A 14,473-nucleotide genomic window follows, 5' to 3' on the forward strand; every position below is an offset into this window, starting at 1 on the left:
TCTCCCGAAGCGACGCCGCCCACAACGCAAGCGTCTCCTCAATCGACGCTGCCTGCGTCCACGATCTTCGAATCATGGTTGCCCATGGATTCAGAAACCCACTAAAAAAACAACTGTAATGCTAGGAGGCCCCCGCCGGATGCACCGGCTCGCGATGGATCTCGCGCCCTGACTCGCTGACGACCACGATCGCAAGGTCCGGTTCGGTGGGAGCCTCTTTGCGGAAATGTGCGGCGAGGATCTTGCTGTATTCGATAGCTTCGGCATCCGATGAAAACTGCTTTCCGATCCGGTCGCGGATCGGAACACCGTCTTTCCGGTCGAAATAGAAGGTCTGCACGTTCGTTTGCCTCTGATCTGGTGGCGCAGGCGGGTGGCGAAAGGCTCCTCCACGCTATGGCGCCGACGGGAACTTCAGCTTGATCTGCCTCAATCTGGGCTGACCGGCTTCGTCGGGTCGGTTTTTGCGGTAGCGTTCCAAAAGCTGGCGCTCGCGGCTAAGATTGAGGGCGTATCGCGGGCGCAGGACTGGACTTGGCGAGTTCAATCCGATCGCGCCTTGCGCGAAGCCCTGATCGCAGCTAATGGAACGGCATCGGAGCGTGGCGCAGCCCGGTTAGCGCACTAGTCTGGGAGACTAGGGGTCGAAGGTTCAAATCCTTTCGCTCCGACCAAACTTTCAATAGTTATGCTCTGGGGGCGATTTACCGGCCTTCGCCGTCCTTCATCGCCGAATCCAGCATCTCCCGGCAACCAATCAGGTCCTGGAGCGCGCGCTGCAGGCGTTCGCGGTCGGCGGCGGGGATGCCGCGGGCGGGTGCGGCTGCCGGCGTGGGCTGGGCGGCTGGCGCTTGCCGGCCCTTGAACGGGGCGAGGATGCCGTCCTCGTCGGGGTCGACGAAGCGGTAATCGATCTCGATGGCGTTGCCGTCATCAAATTCCTCATCCTCGGCATCGTTATCGTGGCCGGCGGTCTCCTCCTCCTCGTGGGATTCCCGCAGGCTCTGGCCGATCGCCTCCTCGACGGCGCCGAAGGAGATTGCCGCGCTCTGGTCGGAGATCGCCTGGACCGACTTGATGCCGTGCTCCTTCAGGATCCGCTGCACGCCGCGGATCGTATAGCCTTCGCCATACAGTAGGCGGCGGATGCCCTTGAGCAGGTCGACATCGTCGGGGCGATAGTAGCGGCGGCCGCCGCTACGCTTCATCGGCTTGATCTGCGCGAACCGCGTCTCCCAGAAACGCAACACGTGCTGGGGGATGTCGAGCTCGTCGGCTACCTCGCTGATGGTACGGAATGCATCGGGCGCCTTTTCCAAATGCCCGCTCCTTCTCCTAGAGCATGATCCGCACAAACGCGCTCGCGACAACGCCATGCGCCAGCGCGGAGATCACGCTCAAACAACGATAGCGCGGGATGACGATTCGAAGAAACGCCATCACGTCCAAGAAGGAATTATCCGCTCTTGCCTTCGCCGTTGGTCGACCCGTTGTGGCCGTTGATCCGCTGCTTCAGGATCGCCGACGGCTTGAATACCATCACCCGCCGCGGCGAGATCGGCACTTCGGTGCCGGTCTTCGGATTACGTCCGATGCGCTGGCCCTTCTTGCGCACCATGAAGGAGCCGAAGGACGACAGCTTCACCGTTTCGCCCTTTTCCAGGCAATCGGTGATTTCCTTCAAGACGAGTTCGACAAACGCCGAGGATTCCGTGCGAGACAATCCCACCTTCTGGTAGACCGCCTCGCACAAATCGACTCGTGTGACTGTTTTACCGGTTCCGGTCATCGCCTGCCCCGCACTCTCGGCGAACAAAATTTATCCCCTGAAATTAGAGGGTTAGCAGGCGATGGTCAACAGTGGCTATAATGCAGCAGCCTGCCAAAATCGTCAGGGATGTGTCTTTTCTGATTGCACGCTTCACCAGCGGACGAGCGCCGAGCCCCAGGTGAAGCCGCCGCCCATCGCTTCGAACAGCACGAGATCGCCCTTCTTCACGCGTCCATCCTGCACCGCAACTGATAGCGCCAGGGGAATCGATGCCGCCGAAGTGTTGCCGTGGCGATCGACCGTCAGCACCACCTTCTGCGGCGCAATATGGAGCTTGTGCGCCGAAGCATCGATGATCCGCTTGTTGGCCTGATGCGGGATAAACCAGTCGATGTCCTCCGCGCTGGTGCCGGTGGCGTTGAAGGCGTCGACGATCACGTCGGTGATCATGCCGACCGCGTGCTTGAACACTTCGCGGCCTTCCATTCGCAGGTGGCCGACCGTCCGGGTCGATCCCGGGCCGCCGTCGACGAACAGCTTCGCCTTGTGGCGGCCGTCGGAGCGCAGATGCGTGGTCAGTACGCCGCGGTCGGACGATTTGCCCGGCTGCTCCTGCGCTTCCAGCACCACCGCGCCGGCCCCGTCGCCGAACAGCACGCAAGTGCCGCGGTCGTTCCAGTCGAGGATGCGCGAAAAGGTCTCGGCGCCGATCACCAGCGCCCGCTTGTAGGCGCCGGTGCGCAGGAAATTGTCGGCGGTCGCCAGCGCGAAGACAAAGCCGGAGCAGACCGCCTGCAGATCGAAGGCCGCTCCATGGGTGATGCCGAGCCCGTTCTGCACCGCGACTGCGGTCGCTGGAAACGTGTTGTCCGGCGTCGAGGTCGCGAGCACGATCAGGTCGATATCCTGCGCATCGAGGCCGGCGTTCGCCAATGCCGCGCGCGCGGCATTAATGCCGAGATGGGAGGTGAACTCCCCCTCGGCCGCGATGTGCCGCTCCCGAATGCCGGTGCGCTGCACGATCCATTCGTCAGACGTATCGACGCGGGTCGCCAGCTCGGCATTGGTCAAGACCCGCTCCGGCAAATAAGAGCCGCAGCCGAGCACGACCGATCGTATCGCAGTCACGAGACAGCCTCCTGCGCGGTCTGCGCTGAGGCCAGCGCGCTTCCGTCGCGGTTGAGCATCTGATTGATCTTGGTGAGGAGATCGTAGTGGGCCATCTCATAGCCAACATCGACCGCATAGGCAAAGCCTTCGGAGTTGATCCCACCGTGACTTTTCACCACCAGGCCCTTCAGGCCGAGCAGCACCCCGCCATTGGACTTGTTGGGGTCCATCTTGTCCCGGAGCGCCCGGAAGGCGCCGCGGGCCAGGAGATAGCCGATGCGCCTTGGCCAAGTCTGGGACAGGGCGTTGCGCAGGAAATCCACCATCTGCCGCGCGGTGCCCTCGGCCGCCTTCAGCGCGATGTTGCCGGCATATCCCTCCGTGACGACCACATCGGCGATACCCTTGCCGATGCCGTCGCTCTCTACGAAGCCGATATAATTCAGTTGCGGCAGGTTCATTGCCCGCAACAGCTCGGCCGCCTCGCGGATCTCCTCATGTCCCTTCATCTCTTCGCGGCCGATATTGAGCAGCCCTACGGTCGGCCGCTCCACGTTGAATCGGACGCTGGCCATCGCGCCGCCCATCAGTGCCAGCGCCACCAAGTGCTGTGCGTCGCCGCCGATGCTCGCCCCGAGGTCGAGCACGATGGTGTCGCCACGCACGGTCGGCCACAGCCCCGCGATCGCCGGGCGCTCGATTCCGGGCAACATGCGCAGGTTGAACCGCGCCATCGCCATCAGCGCGCCGGTGTTGCCGGCTGACACCGCGACATCGGCCTCACCGTGCTTCACCGCGTCGATCGCAAGCCACATCGAGGAGGTCTTGCGGCCGCGCCTGAGCGCCTGACTCGGCTTCTCGTCGTTGCTGATCGCAACGTCGGTGTGGATCACACGCGAGGCCGCCTTCAGGGCGGGATGCGCTGCCAATTCCGGCTCGATCAGCTTGCTGTCGCCAAACAGCAAGAATTCGGTGTCAGGATGCCGGCTCAACGAGATGGCGGCGCCAGGGACGACGACCGATGCGCCGTCATCGCCACCCATGGCGTCAAGCGCGATTCGAACCTTTTTAGGCATGAACGTCCCGGAAACCTGCTCTCGGCGGCCTTGAAGCGGACCGGCCACCCGTTTGAAAGCCACCGCCATCAGCGATGTCTATCGCGGTCAGCGATGTCTGTCGCGCAAGCGATGTACGGCCGAAGGCAACGGCGCGCCCGGCCGGGCCGCGACAATAACCTCTCCCCATTCTGACACAACCTCTTCACCATGCTTTACCGGTTGGCTCAGGGCTGCGGGAACGCGGAGGCATCGACGCAGGATATCTCAACTTATTCAATATCTTATCTCAGATTTATGAGAATGCAACGGATCGATTTCGCGCGAAGGTTCGCCCTCATAATCCACTTTAACCGGAGCCTATTTCCCGTTGGATTTCCCTTTCGGCTTGTTTCCACCGGGCGTTTTCGGCGCGGCCTGCAGCGCTTTCAGGGCGGCAAACGGGTGGTCCTCGGGGTCGGCAGCCTCGACCACCGGCTCGAACACGGCATCCGCCTTGCGCGGATAGGGGTCGATCGCGAGGAACAGCGCGTCGGTCGCAAGCCGGCCCAGATCGATCATGCCGTTCTCGATCGGCTCCGGCGGGTCGGGTATCTCAGCTTCACTGCGTTCGGCCTCCTCGGCCAGCGCGGCCATCTGCGGAATCTGCTCCGGCGGGGCGAAGATGAGGTCGATCTCCTCGTCGATGTCGTTCTCGATCTCCTCGAGCGTCACCACGCAGGTCTGCCCGACCCGGCCGCGCACCGAGCCCACGACGTGAACGCGGCCGCCGCTCTTCGGCGTAATGTCGAATGACGCCTCAGCCGAAAGCACCTCGCGCAGCCCCGCGATATCGGCCAATGCCTGACGCTGGCGCGGATCGGCCTCGAGGTCGCGATGCAGGCCGGTTTCCGGCACCTGCGCCACCGCGACCAGCACGCGCCAAGGGTCGCGCGGAGGATGAGGCCTCTCTGTCTCGGTATCTTTCATTGAGCCGTGCCCACCTGCTCCGGCACTGGAAACTTCCACGATCCGCCCGACAGCGCCGTTGCGTCGAGCCGGTCCAGCACGGACGCTACCCGCTCGGCATAGGTCGCAAGCCGCCGCGCCTTCTCGATGTCCTTGCCATCAAAGATATTCTTGCAGAATGCGTTTGCCAGCGCCTCATGGCCATCGGTGAGCGCGAGGTCGTAGGCCACGGAACGACCGTAGAAGGCTTCGCCGAAAGCCTTCATCCGCTTCGGCACCGTGAGGTCGCCGACCCCCATTTCGCGTAAATTGTCGTCCATATCCTCGCAGAAGCGGTCGAACAGCGCCTGCGACAGACCCGATTCGCCCTCCACGGCCCGGAGGCGCCGCAGCACCAGCCACAAATGCAGCAAGAGCAGGTCGAATCGGCCGTTAACCGTGTCCGCGACGGCGAACTGTCGGTAAAACACCGGTTCTCGCGCCTGCGTCACGATCATGCCATAGATGGTCTCAATGGTGCCGCTCGGGAGTAGCCGGGGTTTCTTGAATTGATTGAACGGCCAAAGCATTGTGGGTTCCGCCCACGGGCCCAAAAGGCCCGCCTCTGTTGCAATCCTCAGCCGTGCCCGGTACGTCAACGCCTCGCGCGACGCAAGGGGACGGATCAGTTCCGCCAATGACCGAAGCCAACAAGACCAGCCCACGCGTGTCCTTCTCACGCGGCGTACTAGCACGCTGCCGCGCCGCGGCGGCCATCGGCCTGGTCTGCGCGCTGCTTGCCGCCTGCACCGGCGAACAATTCCAGAAGGGCTACATCCTGCCGCAGGGCGCGCTGGAGCAAATCCCGATCGGCGCCAGCCAGGACCAAGTGCTGATCGTGATGGGCACTCCGTCGACGGTGGCCACACTGGACGGCGAGGTGTTCTACTACATCTCCCAGCGCACCGAGCGTCCGGTCGCCTTCATGAACCAGCGGGTGGTCGACCAGCGCGTGATCGCGGTTTATTTCGACAAGAACCGCACCGTCCGCCGCATCGCCAATTACGGCCTGCAGGACGGCAAGATCTTCGACTTCGTCAGCCGCACCACGCCGACTTCGGGCCAGGAGCTCAGCTACCTGACGCCGCTGTTCAAGCTGCTCAGCTTTAACTAACCAAAGCGTTTTCGAGCGAAGTGGATACCGGTTCGCGTGAAGAAAACGCGTCAGAACAAGAATCCGCGGCTGCGCCAAGTCGCCGCCTAACTCCTCGCTTGCCGGACCGCCTCGCGGTCCCCTACGCTCCCTGAAAACAAGATCAAATCAGGGAGTGAACACGTGAGCCGAACCTTGCTTTCCCGCCGCCGCCTGCTGACGGGCACCGCCGCCGTCTCGGCCGCCGCCATCCTGCCGCGCGCGAGCTTAGGCGCCGGCGACTGGCGGCCGACCGAGACCGTCCGCCTGATCGTGCCGGCCGCCGCCGGCGGCTCCACCGACGTGATGGGCCGCCTGCTCGCGGCGCATCTGCAGACCGCCTGGGGACAGTCGGCGATTGTGGAGAACCGCTCAGGCGCCGGCGGCACCATCGGCACCGCCGAAGTCGCCCGCAACAAGGGCGACGGCCACACCATCCTGATCGGCAATCCCGGGCCGAATGCGATCGCCTATTCGATCTTCAAGAACCTCACCTACCAGAAGGATCAGTTGCAGCCGGTCTCCAACATGATCCGGATCCCGAACATCGTCTCGGCCCATCCCTCGACCGGCATCAAGTCGATCCCCGAGTTGATCGCCTATCTGAAGGCCAATCCGGACAAGCTGACCTACGGCTCGTCCGGGACCGGCCAGAGCCCGCATCTGACCGGCGCCTGGTTCCTGCAGCTCACGGGGCTCAAGATGACGCATGTGCCGTTCCGCGGCGCCGGTCCCGCGCTGCAGGCGGGGCTTGCCGGCGACATCCAGATCCTGTTCGACAACCTCTATCCGTCGCTGCCGCAGGTGCTGGACGGCAAGCTCAACGGGCTCTGCGTCACCACCGCCGAGCGCAGCGACGCCGCGCCGAAACTGCCGACCATGCGCGAGAGCGCGCCGGAGCTTGCGAAGTTCGAAGTCTCCTCCTGGTTCGGCGTCTTCCTGCCCAAGGCCACACCCGCGCCGATCGTGGACGAGCTCAACCGCCAGATAAAGGCGATGCTGGAGCGCGACGACGTCAGGAAGAACATCGCCGGCATGGGCGCCCGCCCCGACCACGGCACGCCGCAGCAGTTCACCGATTTCGTCGACGCCGAAACCAGGAAGTTCGCGGCCATCATCGAGAAGGAAGGCCTGCAGATGGAGGTGAAGTGACGGGCGCTCCGTCATTGCGAGGAGCGTCAGCGACGAAGCAATCCACCTCTCCACTCGTGGCGAGATGGATTGCTTCGCTACGCTCGCAATGACGAGTTGAGAGACACGCACGTATGTCCAAACAAAAACCCCGCGGCTCGGCCGCGGGGTTTTGCGTTCTTCGTTCGGACACCCGTCAATGTGCCAGGATCGCTAGCAGCAGCAGCGCCACGATGTTGGTGATCTTGATCATCGGGTTGACCGCCGGGCCGGCCGTATCCTTGTAGGGATCGCCGACGGTGTCGCCGGTCACTGCGGACTTGTGGGCATCGGAGCCCTTGCCGCCGTAGTGGCCGTCCTCGATGTACTTCTTGGCGTTGTCCCATGCGCCACCGCCTGAGGTCATCGAGATCGCGACGAACAGCCCTGTGACGATGACGCCGAGCAGCATCGCGCCGACGGCCGAGAACGCCGCCGACTTGCCGGCCGCACCGCCGCCCGCGATCACGTAGATCAGGAAGTAGACCACGATCGGCGACAGCACCGGCAGCAGCGACGGGATGATCATCTCCTTGATCGCCGCCTTGGTCAGGAGGTCAACCGCCTTGCCGTAGTCCGGCTTGTCGGTGCCCTGCATGATGCCGGGCTTCTCGCGGAACTGGCGCCGCACTTCTTCGACGATCGCGCCGGCCGCGCGGCCGACCGCGGTCATGCCCATCGCCCCGAACAGATACGGCAAGAGGCCGCCGAACAACAGGCCCACCACCACATAGGGGTTGTTGAGGGAGAAGTCGGGATTGACGCCCTTGAAATAGGCGTGGTTGGCGGAGTCGCTGATGAAGAATTTGAGGTCCTGGTTATAGGCCGCAAACAGCACCAGCGCGCCGAGACCGGCGGAGCCGATCGCATAGCCCTTGGTCACGGCCTTGGTGGTGTTGCCGACCGCGTCGAGCGCATCGGTCGATTTGCGCACCTCCTTCGGCAGCCCCGCCATCTCGGCGATGCCGCCGGCGTTGTCGGTGACCGGACCGAAGGCATCGAGCGCGACGATCATGCCGGCGAGCGCCAGCATGGTCGCAGTCGCGATCGCGATCCCGAACAGGCCGGCCAGGCTGTAGGTGACGAGGATGCCGGCGATGATGACCATCGCGGGCAGCGCGGTCGCCTCCATCGAGATCGCCAATCCCTGGATCACGTTGGTGCCATGGCCGGTCACCGAGGCCGAGGCGATGGACTTCACCGGGCGATAGTCGGTGCCGGTATAGTATTCGGTGATCCAGATGATCAGCGCGGTGACGATGAGGCCGACGACGCCGCATTGGAACAGCGCCATGCCGGAATAGTCCACGCCCGGCAGCTTGTCGAAGCCGATCAGGGCGTAGATCACGCCGGCGATGCCGATCAGCGACAGGATGCCGGTCGCGATCAGGCCCTTGTAGAGCGCGCCCATGATCGACTGGCTGCTGCCGAGCTTGACGAAGAAAGTGCCGATGATCGAGGTGATGATGCAGATGCCGCCAATCGCGAGCGGCAGCGTCATCATGCTCACCAGGATCGGCGACTTCGCGAAGAAGATCGCCGCCAGCACCATGGTGGCGACCGCGGTCACTGCATAGGTCTCGAACAGGTCGGCGGCCATGCCGGCGCAGTCGCCGACATTGTCGCCGACATTGTCCGCGATAGTCGCCGGGTTGCGCGGATCGTCCTCGGGGATGCCGGCCTCGACCTTGCCGACGAGGTCGCCGCCGACGTCGGCGCCCTTGGTGAAGATGCCGCCGCCGAGACGGGCGAAGATCGAGATCAGCGAAGCGCCGAAGCCGAGCGCCACCATGGCGTCGATCACAGTGCGGCTGTCCGCCGCGAACCCTGCGACCTTGGTCAGGTAGGCGAAATAAATGGTGACGCCGAGCAGCGCCAGGCCCGCGACCAGGAGCCCGGTGATCGCGCCCGCCTTGAAGGCAAGCTCCAGGCCGCCCGCCAGCGACTTGGTCGCCGCCTGCGCGGTGCGGACGTTGGCGCGGACCGAGACGTTCATGCCGATGAAGCCGGCCGCCCCCGACAGGATCGCGCCGATCGCAAAGCCGATCGCGACCAGGAGCCCAAGGAAGTAAGCCAGCAGAATGAAGATCAAGACGCCGACGATGCCGATCGTGGTGTATTGGCGCCGCAGATACGCCTGTGCGCCTTCGCGCACCGCCGCGGCAATCTCCTGCATGCGCGGGCTGCCCGCGTCAGCGTTCAGGACCGAATTGGTCGCCCAAATCGCGTAGACAATGGAAAGTACCCCGCAGAGCACGATCAACCATAATGCTGTCATTTGAATTCTGCCTCAGATCCTTGATGTATCCCCACGCCCTTGTTTTTTCCGCGGGATGCGGCGGGCGCTTATTGAGCGGTCCACCCCTGCCCTCAAGGATGGCCACAATCGGTCGCGAACCTTGCCAAAATCGCTTTCGCAGCGCAACGCCGCCGGCAATCAAAACGGGACGATTTGGGCAGCTAATTAGTCTGAGGGGCGGCTTTCTCGGCCTATTCCAAAGCGTTTTCAAGCGAGGCGGACCCCGGCTCGCGTGAAGAAAACGCGTCAATACGAGAATCGAGAGCTTCGGTTCTGATGCAATCAGAACCGAAGCTCTAGAAATGGCTGTAGGACAGCCGCTTCAAGGCCAGCTCCCGGCCCTGCGAATCTAGGAAGCTGGGGGGTGCGGAGCCTGCGATGATACCGCCGATCGCGGTCACGGCAACGCCTGTGCGCTTGGCCTCTTGCACGAAGGCCGCCATGCGATCCCCGGGGATCGTGCAGAGGATCTCGTAGTCATCGCCGCCCGAGATCAGGGCCTCGATACCGACGGCCTTGCCCGCAACCAGCGCAGCGGCCGGCGACGAGAGTGGGATGCTCTGGACGTCGATCACGGCCGAGACGGCGGAAGCCGCACAGAGCTTTGCGAGATCACCGGCGAGCCCGTCGGACACATCCATCGCGGCGCTGGCGTAATCGCGCACCGCCTTGGCGAGCGCATTGCGCGGCTGCGGCACGCGGTAGCGGCCGGTCAGCATCTCGCGGGAGGCTTCGTCGCTCGCAAGTAGCGAGGCAACAGACCCGGCCTTCAGCAGGTTGAGGCCAAGCGCGGCATCGCCGATTGTGCCGGTAACCACGACGCGGTCCCCTGCCCGCGCGCCTCTACGGTGGATCATCTTGCCCTGCGGCACGCGCCCGAACGCCGTGACCGAGATCATCACCGGCCCGGGCGTGGACACCGTGTCGCCGCCGAGCAGCGGACAGCCGAACTGCGCAGCATCCTCGCCGAGCGCCTGCGCGAACGGTTTCAGCCAGGCATCGTCGGCGCTACGCAGCGCCAGCGTCAGCACGAAGCCGGCGGGTGTAGCCCCCTTGGCGGCGAGATCAGAGAGATTGACCCGCAGCGCCTTACGCGCCAGCGTCGCCGGCGGATCGCCGGGGAGGAAATGCACGCCCTCGACGATTGCATCGGTGGTGACGACGATATCGTCGCCCCCTGCCCGCAACGCCGCCGCATCGTCATCGAGATTGAAAGCGCCCGGGTCCTTCGCGAGCGGCTTGAAGTAGCGCGCGATAAGGGAGTCCTCGCCGGATGCCGTTTCTCCGCGGTTCGTCATGCTTCCCGGACCATCTCCTCAAACCGCGACGTCATTGCGAGGAGCGTAGCGACGAAGCAATCCATGTCTCCCCCGCGGAAGCTATGGATTGCTTCGCTTCGCTCGCAATGACGGAGAGCTACCCACGCACGAACTCGTCGGCCCGGAACTGCCGGGCGATCTGGTCGAGCACCGCGTTCACCATTCCGGTCTCGTCCTTCTCCACAAACGCATGCGCGACGTCGACATATTCGGAGACCACCACGCGGCCCGGCACGTCCTTGCGATGCTCCAGTTCATAGGAGCCTGCCCGCAGCACCGCGCGCAGGATCGCATCGATGCGCTTCAGCGGCCACCCCTTCGACAGCGCCTCGTCGATCAGCGGATCGAGCCTGGCCTGGTCGCGTACCACCCCTGATACCACGTCACGGAAAAACGCCGCTTCCGCCGGCAGATACGTCTCGCCTTCGACCTCGTTGCCGAGCCAGTGGCTCTCAAACTCCGCGAACACGTCGTCCAGCCCGGCGCCGGCGATGTCCATCTGGTAGAGCGCCTGCACGGCGGCGAGCCGTGCGGCGCCGCGCCGATTGGCCTTCCTGTCCGCTGGTCTTACGGGCTTCCTGTCTTCCGCCATGGTCAACCCTTCGCCAGCCGGCGTTTGATGCGCAGCATCGCGAGCGCCGCGCGCGCGGCGTCGCCGCCTTTGTTCAAGTCATTGGCGCGCGCCCGTGCCCAGGCCTGTTCCTCGGTGTTGACGGTAATGATGCCGTTGCCGAGCGGAAACCTCCTGTTCACGGCGAGGTCCATCAGCCCGCGCGATGACTCCATCGACACGATCTCGAAATGGATGGTCTCGCCGCGCACCACGCAGCCGAGCGCGACCGCCGCGTCATAGGGCTTGCCGTTCTTTTCGGCGGCATCGATTGCGATCGCGATCGCCGCTGGAATTTCCAGCGCGCCGGGCACCGTGATGACGTCGTAGCCGACGCCGGCGGCCTTCAATTCGGCGACCGCGCCTTCCAGAAGCGAGTCCTGAATATCGTCATAGAACCGCGCCTCGACGATCAGCGCACGCGCGCCGGAAATGTCGGTCTGGTCCTTCAGCGGTGCACGCCGTGCGTCTGCCATTACTGTTTCCGTTTCGATCGGTGCCCTCATCCTGAGAAGCGGCCACTTGGCCGCGTCTCGAAGGATGAGAATGTAGCCGGGCCTCGTGGTTCGAGACGGCGCTTCGCGCCTCCTCACCATGAGGGATTGGCCGGGTTTTAGGCGCAGGCGCCGCCTGTGCCAAGGGCCGCCGTTACTTCATCTCTGTCAGCCGCGCCGCGTAGCGGGCCATCAGGTCCACTTCGATATTGACCTCGCCGCCGGCGCGCCAGCCGCCGATCGTCGTCACGTTGAGAGTATGCGGGATGATCAGCACCGAAAACGTGACGTCATCGACCGTATTCACCGTCAACGACACGCCATCCAGCGTGATCGAGCCTTTGACCGCGATGAAACGCGCCAGTTCGCGCGTGGTCCGGAGCACGAACCGCGCCATATCAGGCAGATCCTCGCGTGAGACGATGGTGGCGACGCCATCGGCATGGCCCGCCACGATATGGCCGCCGAGTTCGTCGCCAATCTTCAGCGCGCGCTCGAGATTGAGGCGGGTTCCGACACCCCAGTGCTTCGCCGTCGTCATGCCAAGCGTTTCCGCGGCGGCATCGACGTCGAACCAGGTCTTGCCGCCCTCGGCGCCGGAGGCGACCACCGTCAGGCACACCCCATTGCAGGCGATCGAGGCGCCATCGGCGATGGTCGCGCGATCGTAACGGCAGGCGATCCGCAGCCGGTGCAACTGTCCCTGCGCCGTAGGTGTCAGGCTGGTGATCTCGCCGACATCTGTGACTATTCCCGTGAACATCAAACCCTTCCCAGTTCACCGCCGTCATGGCCGGGCTTGTCCCGGCCATCCACGTCTTCCTTTCGCCAGCGGCCAAGGCGTGGATGCCCGGGTCAAGCCCGGGCATGACGCGCGGACACAGCGCTAGGCACGATCGTAGATCGTCAAAAAATCTTTTCCGAGCGTTTCGCTAGCACGAACCTTGAAGGCGGGCGACTGCGTGATCGCGGCGAGCGGCAATGCGTCCAGCGCGGGCACGCCGTCGGCGCCGACCGCCTCTGGCGCGCGCAACAGCCAGGCTTCGTCGACCAGGTCAGCCGCAACGAAGGATGACGCCACCCGCGCCCCGCCCTCGACCATCACTTTCGTGATGCCCTTCTCGGCGAGCGCATGCAGCACCGCGAGCAGATCGAGTCCCGGCGGCGAGACCGTGTCCGCGACCCGGATCACCTGGGCACCGGCGGCACCCAGCTTCATCGCAGCCGGCGCTTCGGCAAGCTCCGAGGTCACCACCCATAACGGCGTTTCGCGCGCCGAATGCACCAGGCGGCTGTCGCCCGGCAGGCGCAGCGCGCGATCCAGCACCACCCGCACCGGCGAACGAGCCTCCATGCCCGGCAGGCGGCAGGTCAGAACCGGATCGTCGGCCAGCGCGGTGCCGATCCCGATCAGGATCGCATCGCTCTGCGCGCGGAGCAGATGCACCCGCGTCCGGACCACGTCTCCCGTGATCGCCACCGGGCGGTGGCCGGCAGCGCCGATCTTGTCGTCGGCGGAGATCGCCAGCTTGAGCAGCACATGCGGACGCTTGTCGCGGACACTGCGGAAATGACCGGCATGGTCCCGCGCGGCCTCCTCCGCGCACAGCCCGACATCAACAGCGATGCCCGCCGCGCGCAACCGTGCGTGCCCCTGCCCGCCGACTTCAGGATTGGGATCCTCGATCGCCGACACCACGCGCGCGATGCCGGCCGCAATGACCGCGTCCGCGCAGGGCGGCGAGCGGCCGAAATGCGAGCATGGCTCGAGCGTCACATACAGCGTGGCGCCGCGCGCCGCTTCGCCCGCGCGCCGCAGCGCCTCCGGCTCGGCATGCGGCCGGCCGCCCGCTTGCGTCCAGCCACGACCGACAATGACGCCATCCTTGACCACGACAGCACCGACCGCCGGATTCGGCCAGGTGCGGCCCTGCCCGCGCCGGCCGAGCGTCAGCGCGAGCTGCATGAACCGCAAATCGGCGGCTTTCGACTGCTTTGCTTGTGCGGCGAGCTTGTCTTCCAGGATGCGGAAGATCATTTGCGGAACTGCGCGATGCGCGGGTCATCTTCGCTGGTGAGCTCGCCGAGCAATGCCTCGAAATCCTTGGCTTCGCGGAAATTGCGGTAGACCGAGGCGAAGCGGACATAGGCGACATCGTCGAGCTGGCGCAGATGCTCCATCACGATCTCACCGATCGCCTCCGATGAGACTTCGGCCTCGCCGGCGCTCTCAAGCTCCCGCACGATGGCCGATACCATCTTCTCCAGCCGCTCCGAATCCACCGGCCGCTTGCGCAGCGAGATCTGCAGCGAGCGCACCAGCTTGTCGCGGTCGAACGGAACGCGACGGCCGTTGCGCTTGATCACTGTCAGCTCGCGAAGCTGCACCCGCTCAAATGTCGTGAAGCGGAAATTGCAGGTGATGCAGACGCGCCGCCGTCGGATCACAGCCGAATCCTCAGTCGGACGCGAGTCCTTGACCTGCGTATCCAGACTGTTGCAACTCGGGCAACGCATCTGCCGATT

General features: G+C 64.6%; 16 protein-coding genes and 1 tRNA gene. 3 read left to right on the plus strand and 14 right to left on the minus strand.

Annotated features, from left to right (window positions below; all coding sequences use genetic code 11):
* Positions 1-121: 121 nt before the first annotated feature.
* On the minus strand, positions 122-340 hold the full coding sequence (locus ACZIRK_RS35460; protein WP_130232029.1) for a DUF6894 family protein: 219 nt from the start codon (positions 338-340) through the stop codon (positions 122-124).
* 256 nt (positions 341-596) lie between these two features.
* Here ACZIRK_RS35460 and ACZIRK_RS35465 point away from each other — a divergent pair.
* Positions 597-674, plus strand: a tRNA-Pro gene (locus ACZIRK_RS35465).
* Positions 675-704: 30 nt separating this feature from the next.
* Here ACZIRK_RS35465 and ACZIRK_RS35470 read toward each other — a convergent pair.
* The 6 genes from ACZIRK_RS35470 to ACZIRK_RS35495 all read right to left on the minus strand — a co-directional run bounded on the left by ACZIRK_RS35470 (position 705) and on the right by ACZIRK_RS35495 (position 5,453).
* A complete protein-coding gene (locus tag ACZIRK_RS35470) occupies positions 705-1,319 on the minus strand; it encodes a MerR family transcriptional regulator (protein ID WP_474419070.1) in 615 nt (204 codons plus the stop codon).
* A gap of 137 nt (positions 1,320-1,456) precedes the next feature.
* The gene (locus ACZIRK_RS35475) at positions 1,457-1,789 is read right to left on the minus strand and encodes an integration host factor subunit alpha (RefSeq protein ID WP_028162876.1); all 333 of its coding nucleotides are present in this window, start codon (positions 1,787-1,789) and stop codon (positions 1,457-1,459) included.
* A 132-nt stretch (positions 1,790-1,921) separates the two neighbouring features.
* Positions 1,922-2,899: a beta-ketoacyl-ACP synthase III gene (locus ACZIRK_RS35480; RefSeq protein WP_130231461.1), complete on the minus strand. Its 978-nt coding sequence runs from the start codon at positions 2,897-2,899 to the stop codon at positions 1,922-1,924.
* Positions 2,896-3,957, minus strand: a complete 1,062-nt coding sequence (gene plsX / locus ACZIRK_RS35485; protein ID WP_130231463.1) for a phosphate acyltransferase PlsX — start codon at positions 3,955-3,957, stop codon at positions 2,896-2,898. Before plsX ends, ACZIRK_RS35480 begins: the two co-directional genes overlap by 4 nt.
* A gap of 339 nt (positions 3,958-4,296) precedes the next feature.
* Positions 4,297-4,905, minus strand: a complete 609-nt coding sequence (locus ACZIRK_RS35490) for a YceD family protein (RefSeq protein WP_474419071.1) — start codon at positions 4,903-4,905, stop codon at positions 4,297-4,299.
* On the minus strand, positions 4,902-5,453 hold the full coding sequence (locus ACZIRK_RS35495; protein WP_130231467.1) for a ubiquinol-cytochrome C chaperone family protein: 552 nt from the start codon (positions 5,451-5,453) through the stop codon (positions 4,902-4,904). Before ACZIRK_RS35495 ends, ACZIRK_RS35490 begins: the two co-directional genes overlap by 4 nt.
* A gap of 107 nt (positions 5,454-5,560) precedes the next feature.
* Between ACZIRK_RS35495 and ACZIRK_RS35500 the strand changes: the two genes are divergently transcribed.
* Both ACZIRK_RS35500 and ACZIRK_RS35505 read left to right on the plus strand, forming a co-directional pair.
* Positions 5,561-6,037 carry an outer membrane protein assembly factor BamE gene (locus ACZIRK_RS35500; protein ID WP_028162881.1) on the plus strand — a complete coding sequence of 159 codons (477 nt, stop codon included), beginning with the start codon at positions 5,561-5,563 and terminating at the stop codon, positions 6,035-6,037.
* 162 nt (positions 6,038-6,199) lie between these two features.
* Positions 6,200-7,207 carry a Bug family tripartite tricarboxylate transporter substrate binding protein gene (locus ACZIRK_RS35505; RefSeq protein ID WP_464344729.1) on the plus strand — a complete coding sequence of 336 codons (1,008 nt, stop codon included), beginning with the start codon at positions 6,200-6,202 and terminating at the stop codon, positions 7,205-7,207.
* 175 nt (positions 7,208-7,382) lie between these two features.
* Here the strand turns inward: ACZIRK_RS35505 and ACZIRK_RS35510 are convergent, their stop codons facing one another.
* From ACZIRK_RS35510 to nrdR, 7 genes are all read right to left on the minus strand, one after another.
* Positions 7,383-9,503: a sodium-translocating pyrophosphatase gene (locus tag ACZIRK_RS35510; RefSeq protein WP_130231129.1), complete on the minus strand. Its 2,121-nt coding sequence runs from the start codon at positions 9,501-9,503 to the stop codon at positions 7,383-7,385.
* Positions 9,504-9,820: 317 nt separating this feature from the next.
* Positions 9,821-10,822 carry a thiamine-phosphate kinase gene (gene thiL, locus ACZIRK_RS35515; RefSeq protein ID WP_130231127.1) on the minus strand — a complete coding sequence of 334 codons (1,002 nt, stop codon included), beginning with the start codon at positions 10,820-10,822 and terminating at the stop codon, positions 9,821-9,823.
* A gap of 118 nt (positions 10,823-10,940) precedes the next feature.
* On the minus strand, positions 10,941-11,435 hold the full coding sequence (gene nusB / locus ACZIRK_RS35520; RefSeq protein ID WP_028162885.1) for a transcription antitermination factor NusB: 495 nt from the start codon (positions 11,433-11,435) through the stop codon (positions 10,941-10,943).
* A gap of 2 nt (positions 11,436-11,437) precedes the next feature.
* Positions 11,438-11,929 (minus strand): 6,7-dimethyl-8-ribityllumazine synthase, encoded by a 492-nt coding sequence (gene ribH / locus ACZIRK_RS35525; protein ID WP_028162886.1) that lies wholly within the window; start codon positions 11,927-11,929, stop codon positions 11,438-11,440.
* 172 nt (positions 11,930-12,101) lie between these two features.
* Positions 12,102-12,710, minus strand: coding sequence for a riboflavin synthase (locus tag ACZIRK_RS35530; protein WP_130231125.1), 609 nt, complete (start codon positions 12,708-12,710; stop codon positions 12,102-12,104).
* 123 nt (positions 12,711-12,833) lie between these two features.
* Positions 12,834-13,985: a bifunctional diaminohydroxyphosphoribosylaminopyrimidine deaminase/5-amino-6-(5-phosphoribosylamino)uracil reductase RibD gene (ribD, locus tag ACZIRK_RS35535; RefSeq protein ID WP_474419072.1), complete on the minus strand. Its 1,152-nt coding sequence runs from the start codon at positions 13,983-13,985 to the stop codon at positions 12,834-12,836.
* Complete coding sequence (gene nrdR / locus ACZIRK_RS35540) at positions 13,982-14,464, minus strand: transcriptional regulator NrdR (RefSeq protein ID WP_028162889.1); 483 nt, start codon at positions 14,462-14,464, stop codon at positions 13,982-13,984. The genes ribD and nrdR overlap by 4 nt, the downstream gene beginning before the upstream one ends.
* Positions 14,465-14,473: the final 9 nt, after the last annotated feature.

The sequence above is a fragment of the Bradyrhizobium sp. Leo114 genome (genome assembly GCF_055229415.2).

What these genes read in the sequence shown, in the direction of transcription:
- ACZIRK_RS35495 (WP_130231467.1), bottom strand. Translation starts at nt 5,453, where the DNA reads ATGCTTTGGCCGTTCAATCAATTCAAGAAACCCCGGCTACTCCCGAGC.
- ribH (WP_028162886.1), bottom strand. Translation starts at nt 11,929, where the DNA reads ATGGCAGACGCACGGCGTGCACCGCTGAAGGACCAGACCGACATTTCC.
- ACZIRK_RS35500 (WP_028162881.1), top strand. Translation starts at nt 5,561, where the DNA reads ATGACCGAAGCCAACAAGACCAGCCCACGCGTGTCCTTCTCACGCGGC.
- ACZIRK_RS35530 (WP_130231125.1), bottom strand. Translation starts at nt 12,710, where the DNA reads ATGTTCACGGGAATAGTCACAGATGTCGGCGAGATCACCAGCCTGACA.
- ribD (WP_474419072.1), bottom strand. Translation starts at nt 13,985, where the DNA reads ATGATCTTCCGCATCCTGGAAGACAAGCTCGCCGCACAAGCAAAGCAG.
- thiL (WP_130231127.1), bottom strand. Translation starts at nt 10,822, where the DNA reads ATGACGAACCGCGGAGAAACGGCATCCGGCGAGGACTCCCTTATCGCG.
- nusB (WP_028162885.1), bottom strand. Translation starts at nt 11,435, where the DNA reads ATGGCGGAAGACAGGAAGCCCGTAAGACCAGCGGACAGGAAGGCCAAT.
- nrdR (WP_028162889.1), bottom strand. Translation starts at nt 14,464, where the DNA reads ATGCGTTGCCCGAGTTGCAACAGTCTGGATACGCAGGTCAAGGACTCG.
- plsX (WP_130231463.1), bottom strand. Translation starts at nt 3,957, where the DNA reads ATGCCTAAAAAGGTTCGAATCGCGCTTGACGCCATGGGTGGCGATGAC.
- ACZIRK_RS35475 (WP_028162876.1), bottom strand. Translation starts at nt 1,789, where the DNA reads ATGACCGGAACCGGTAAAACAGTCACACGAGTCGATTTGTGCGAGGCG.
- ACZIRK_RS35510 (WP_130231129.1), bottom strand. Translation starts at nt 9,503, where the DNA reads ATGACAGCATTATGGTTGATCGTGCTCTGCGGGGTACTTTCCATTGTC.
- ACZIRK_RS35490 (WP_474419071.1), bottom strand. Translation starts at nt 4,905, where the DNA reads ATGAAAGATACCGAGACAGAGAGGCCTCATCCTCCGCGCGACCCTTGG.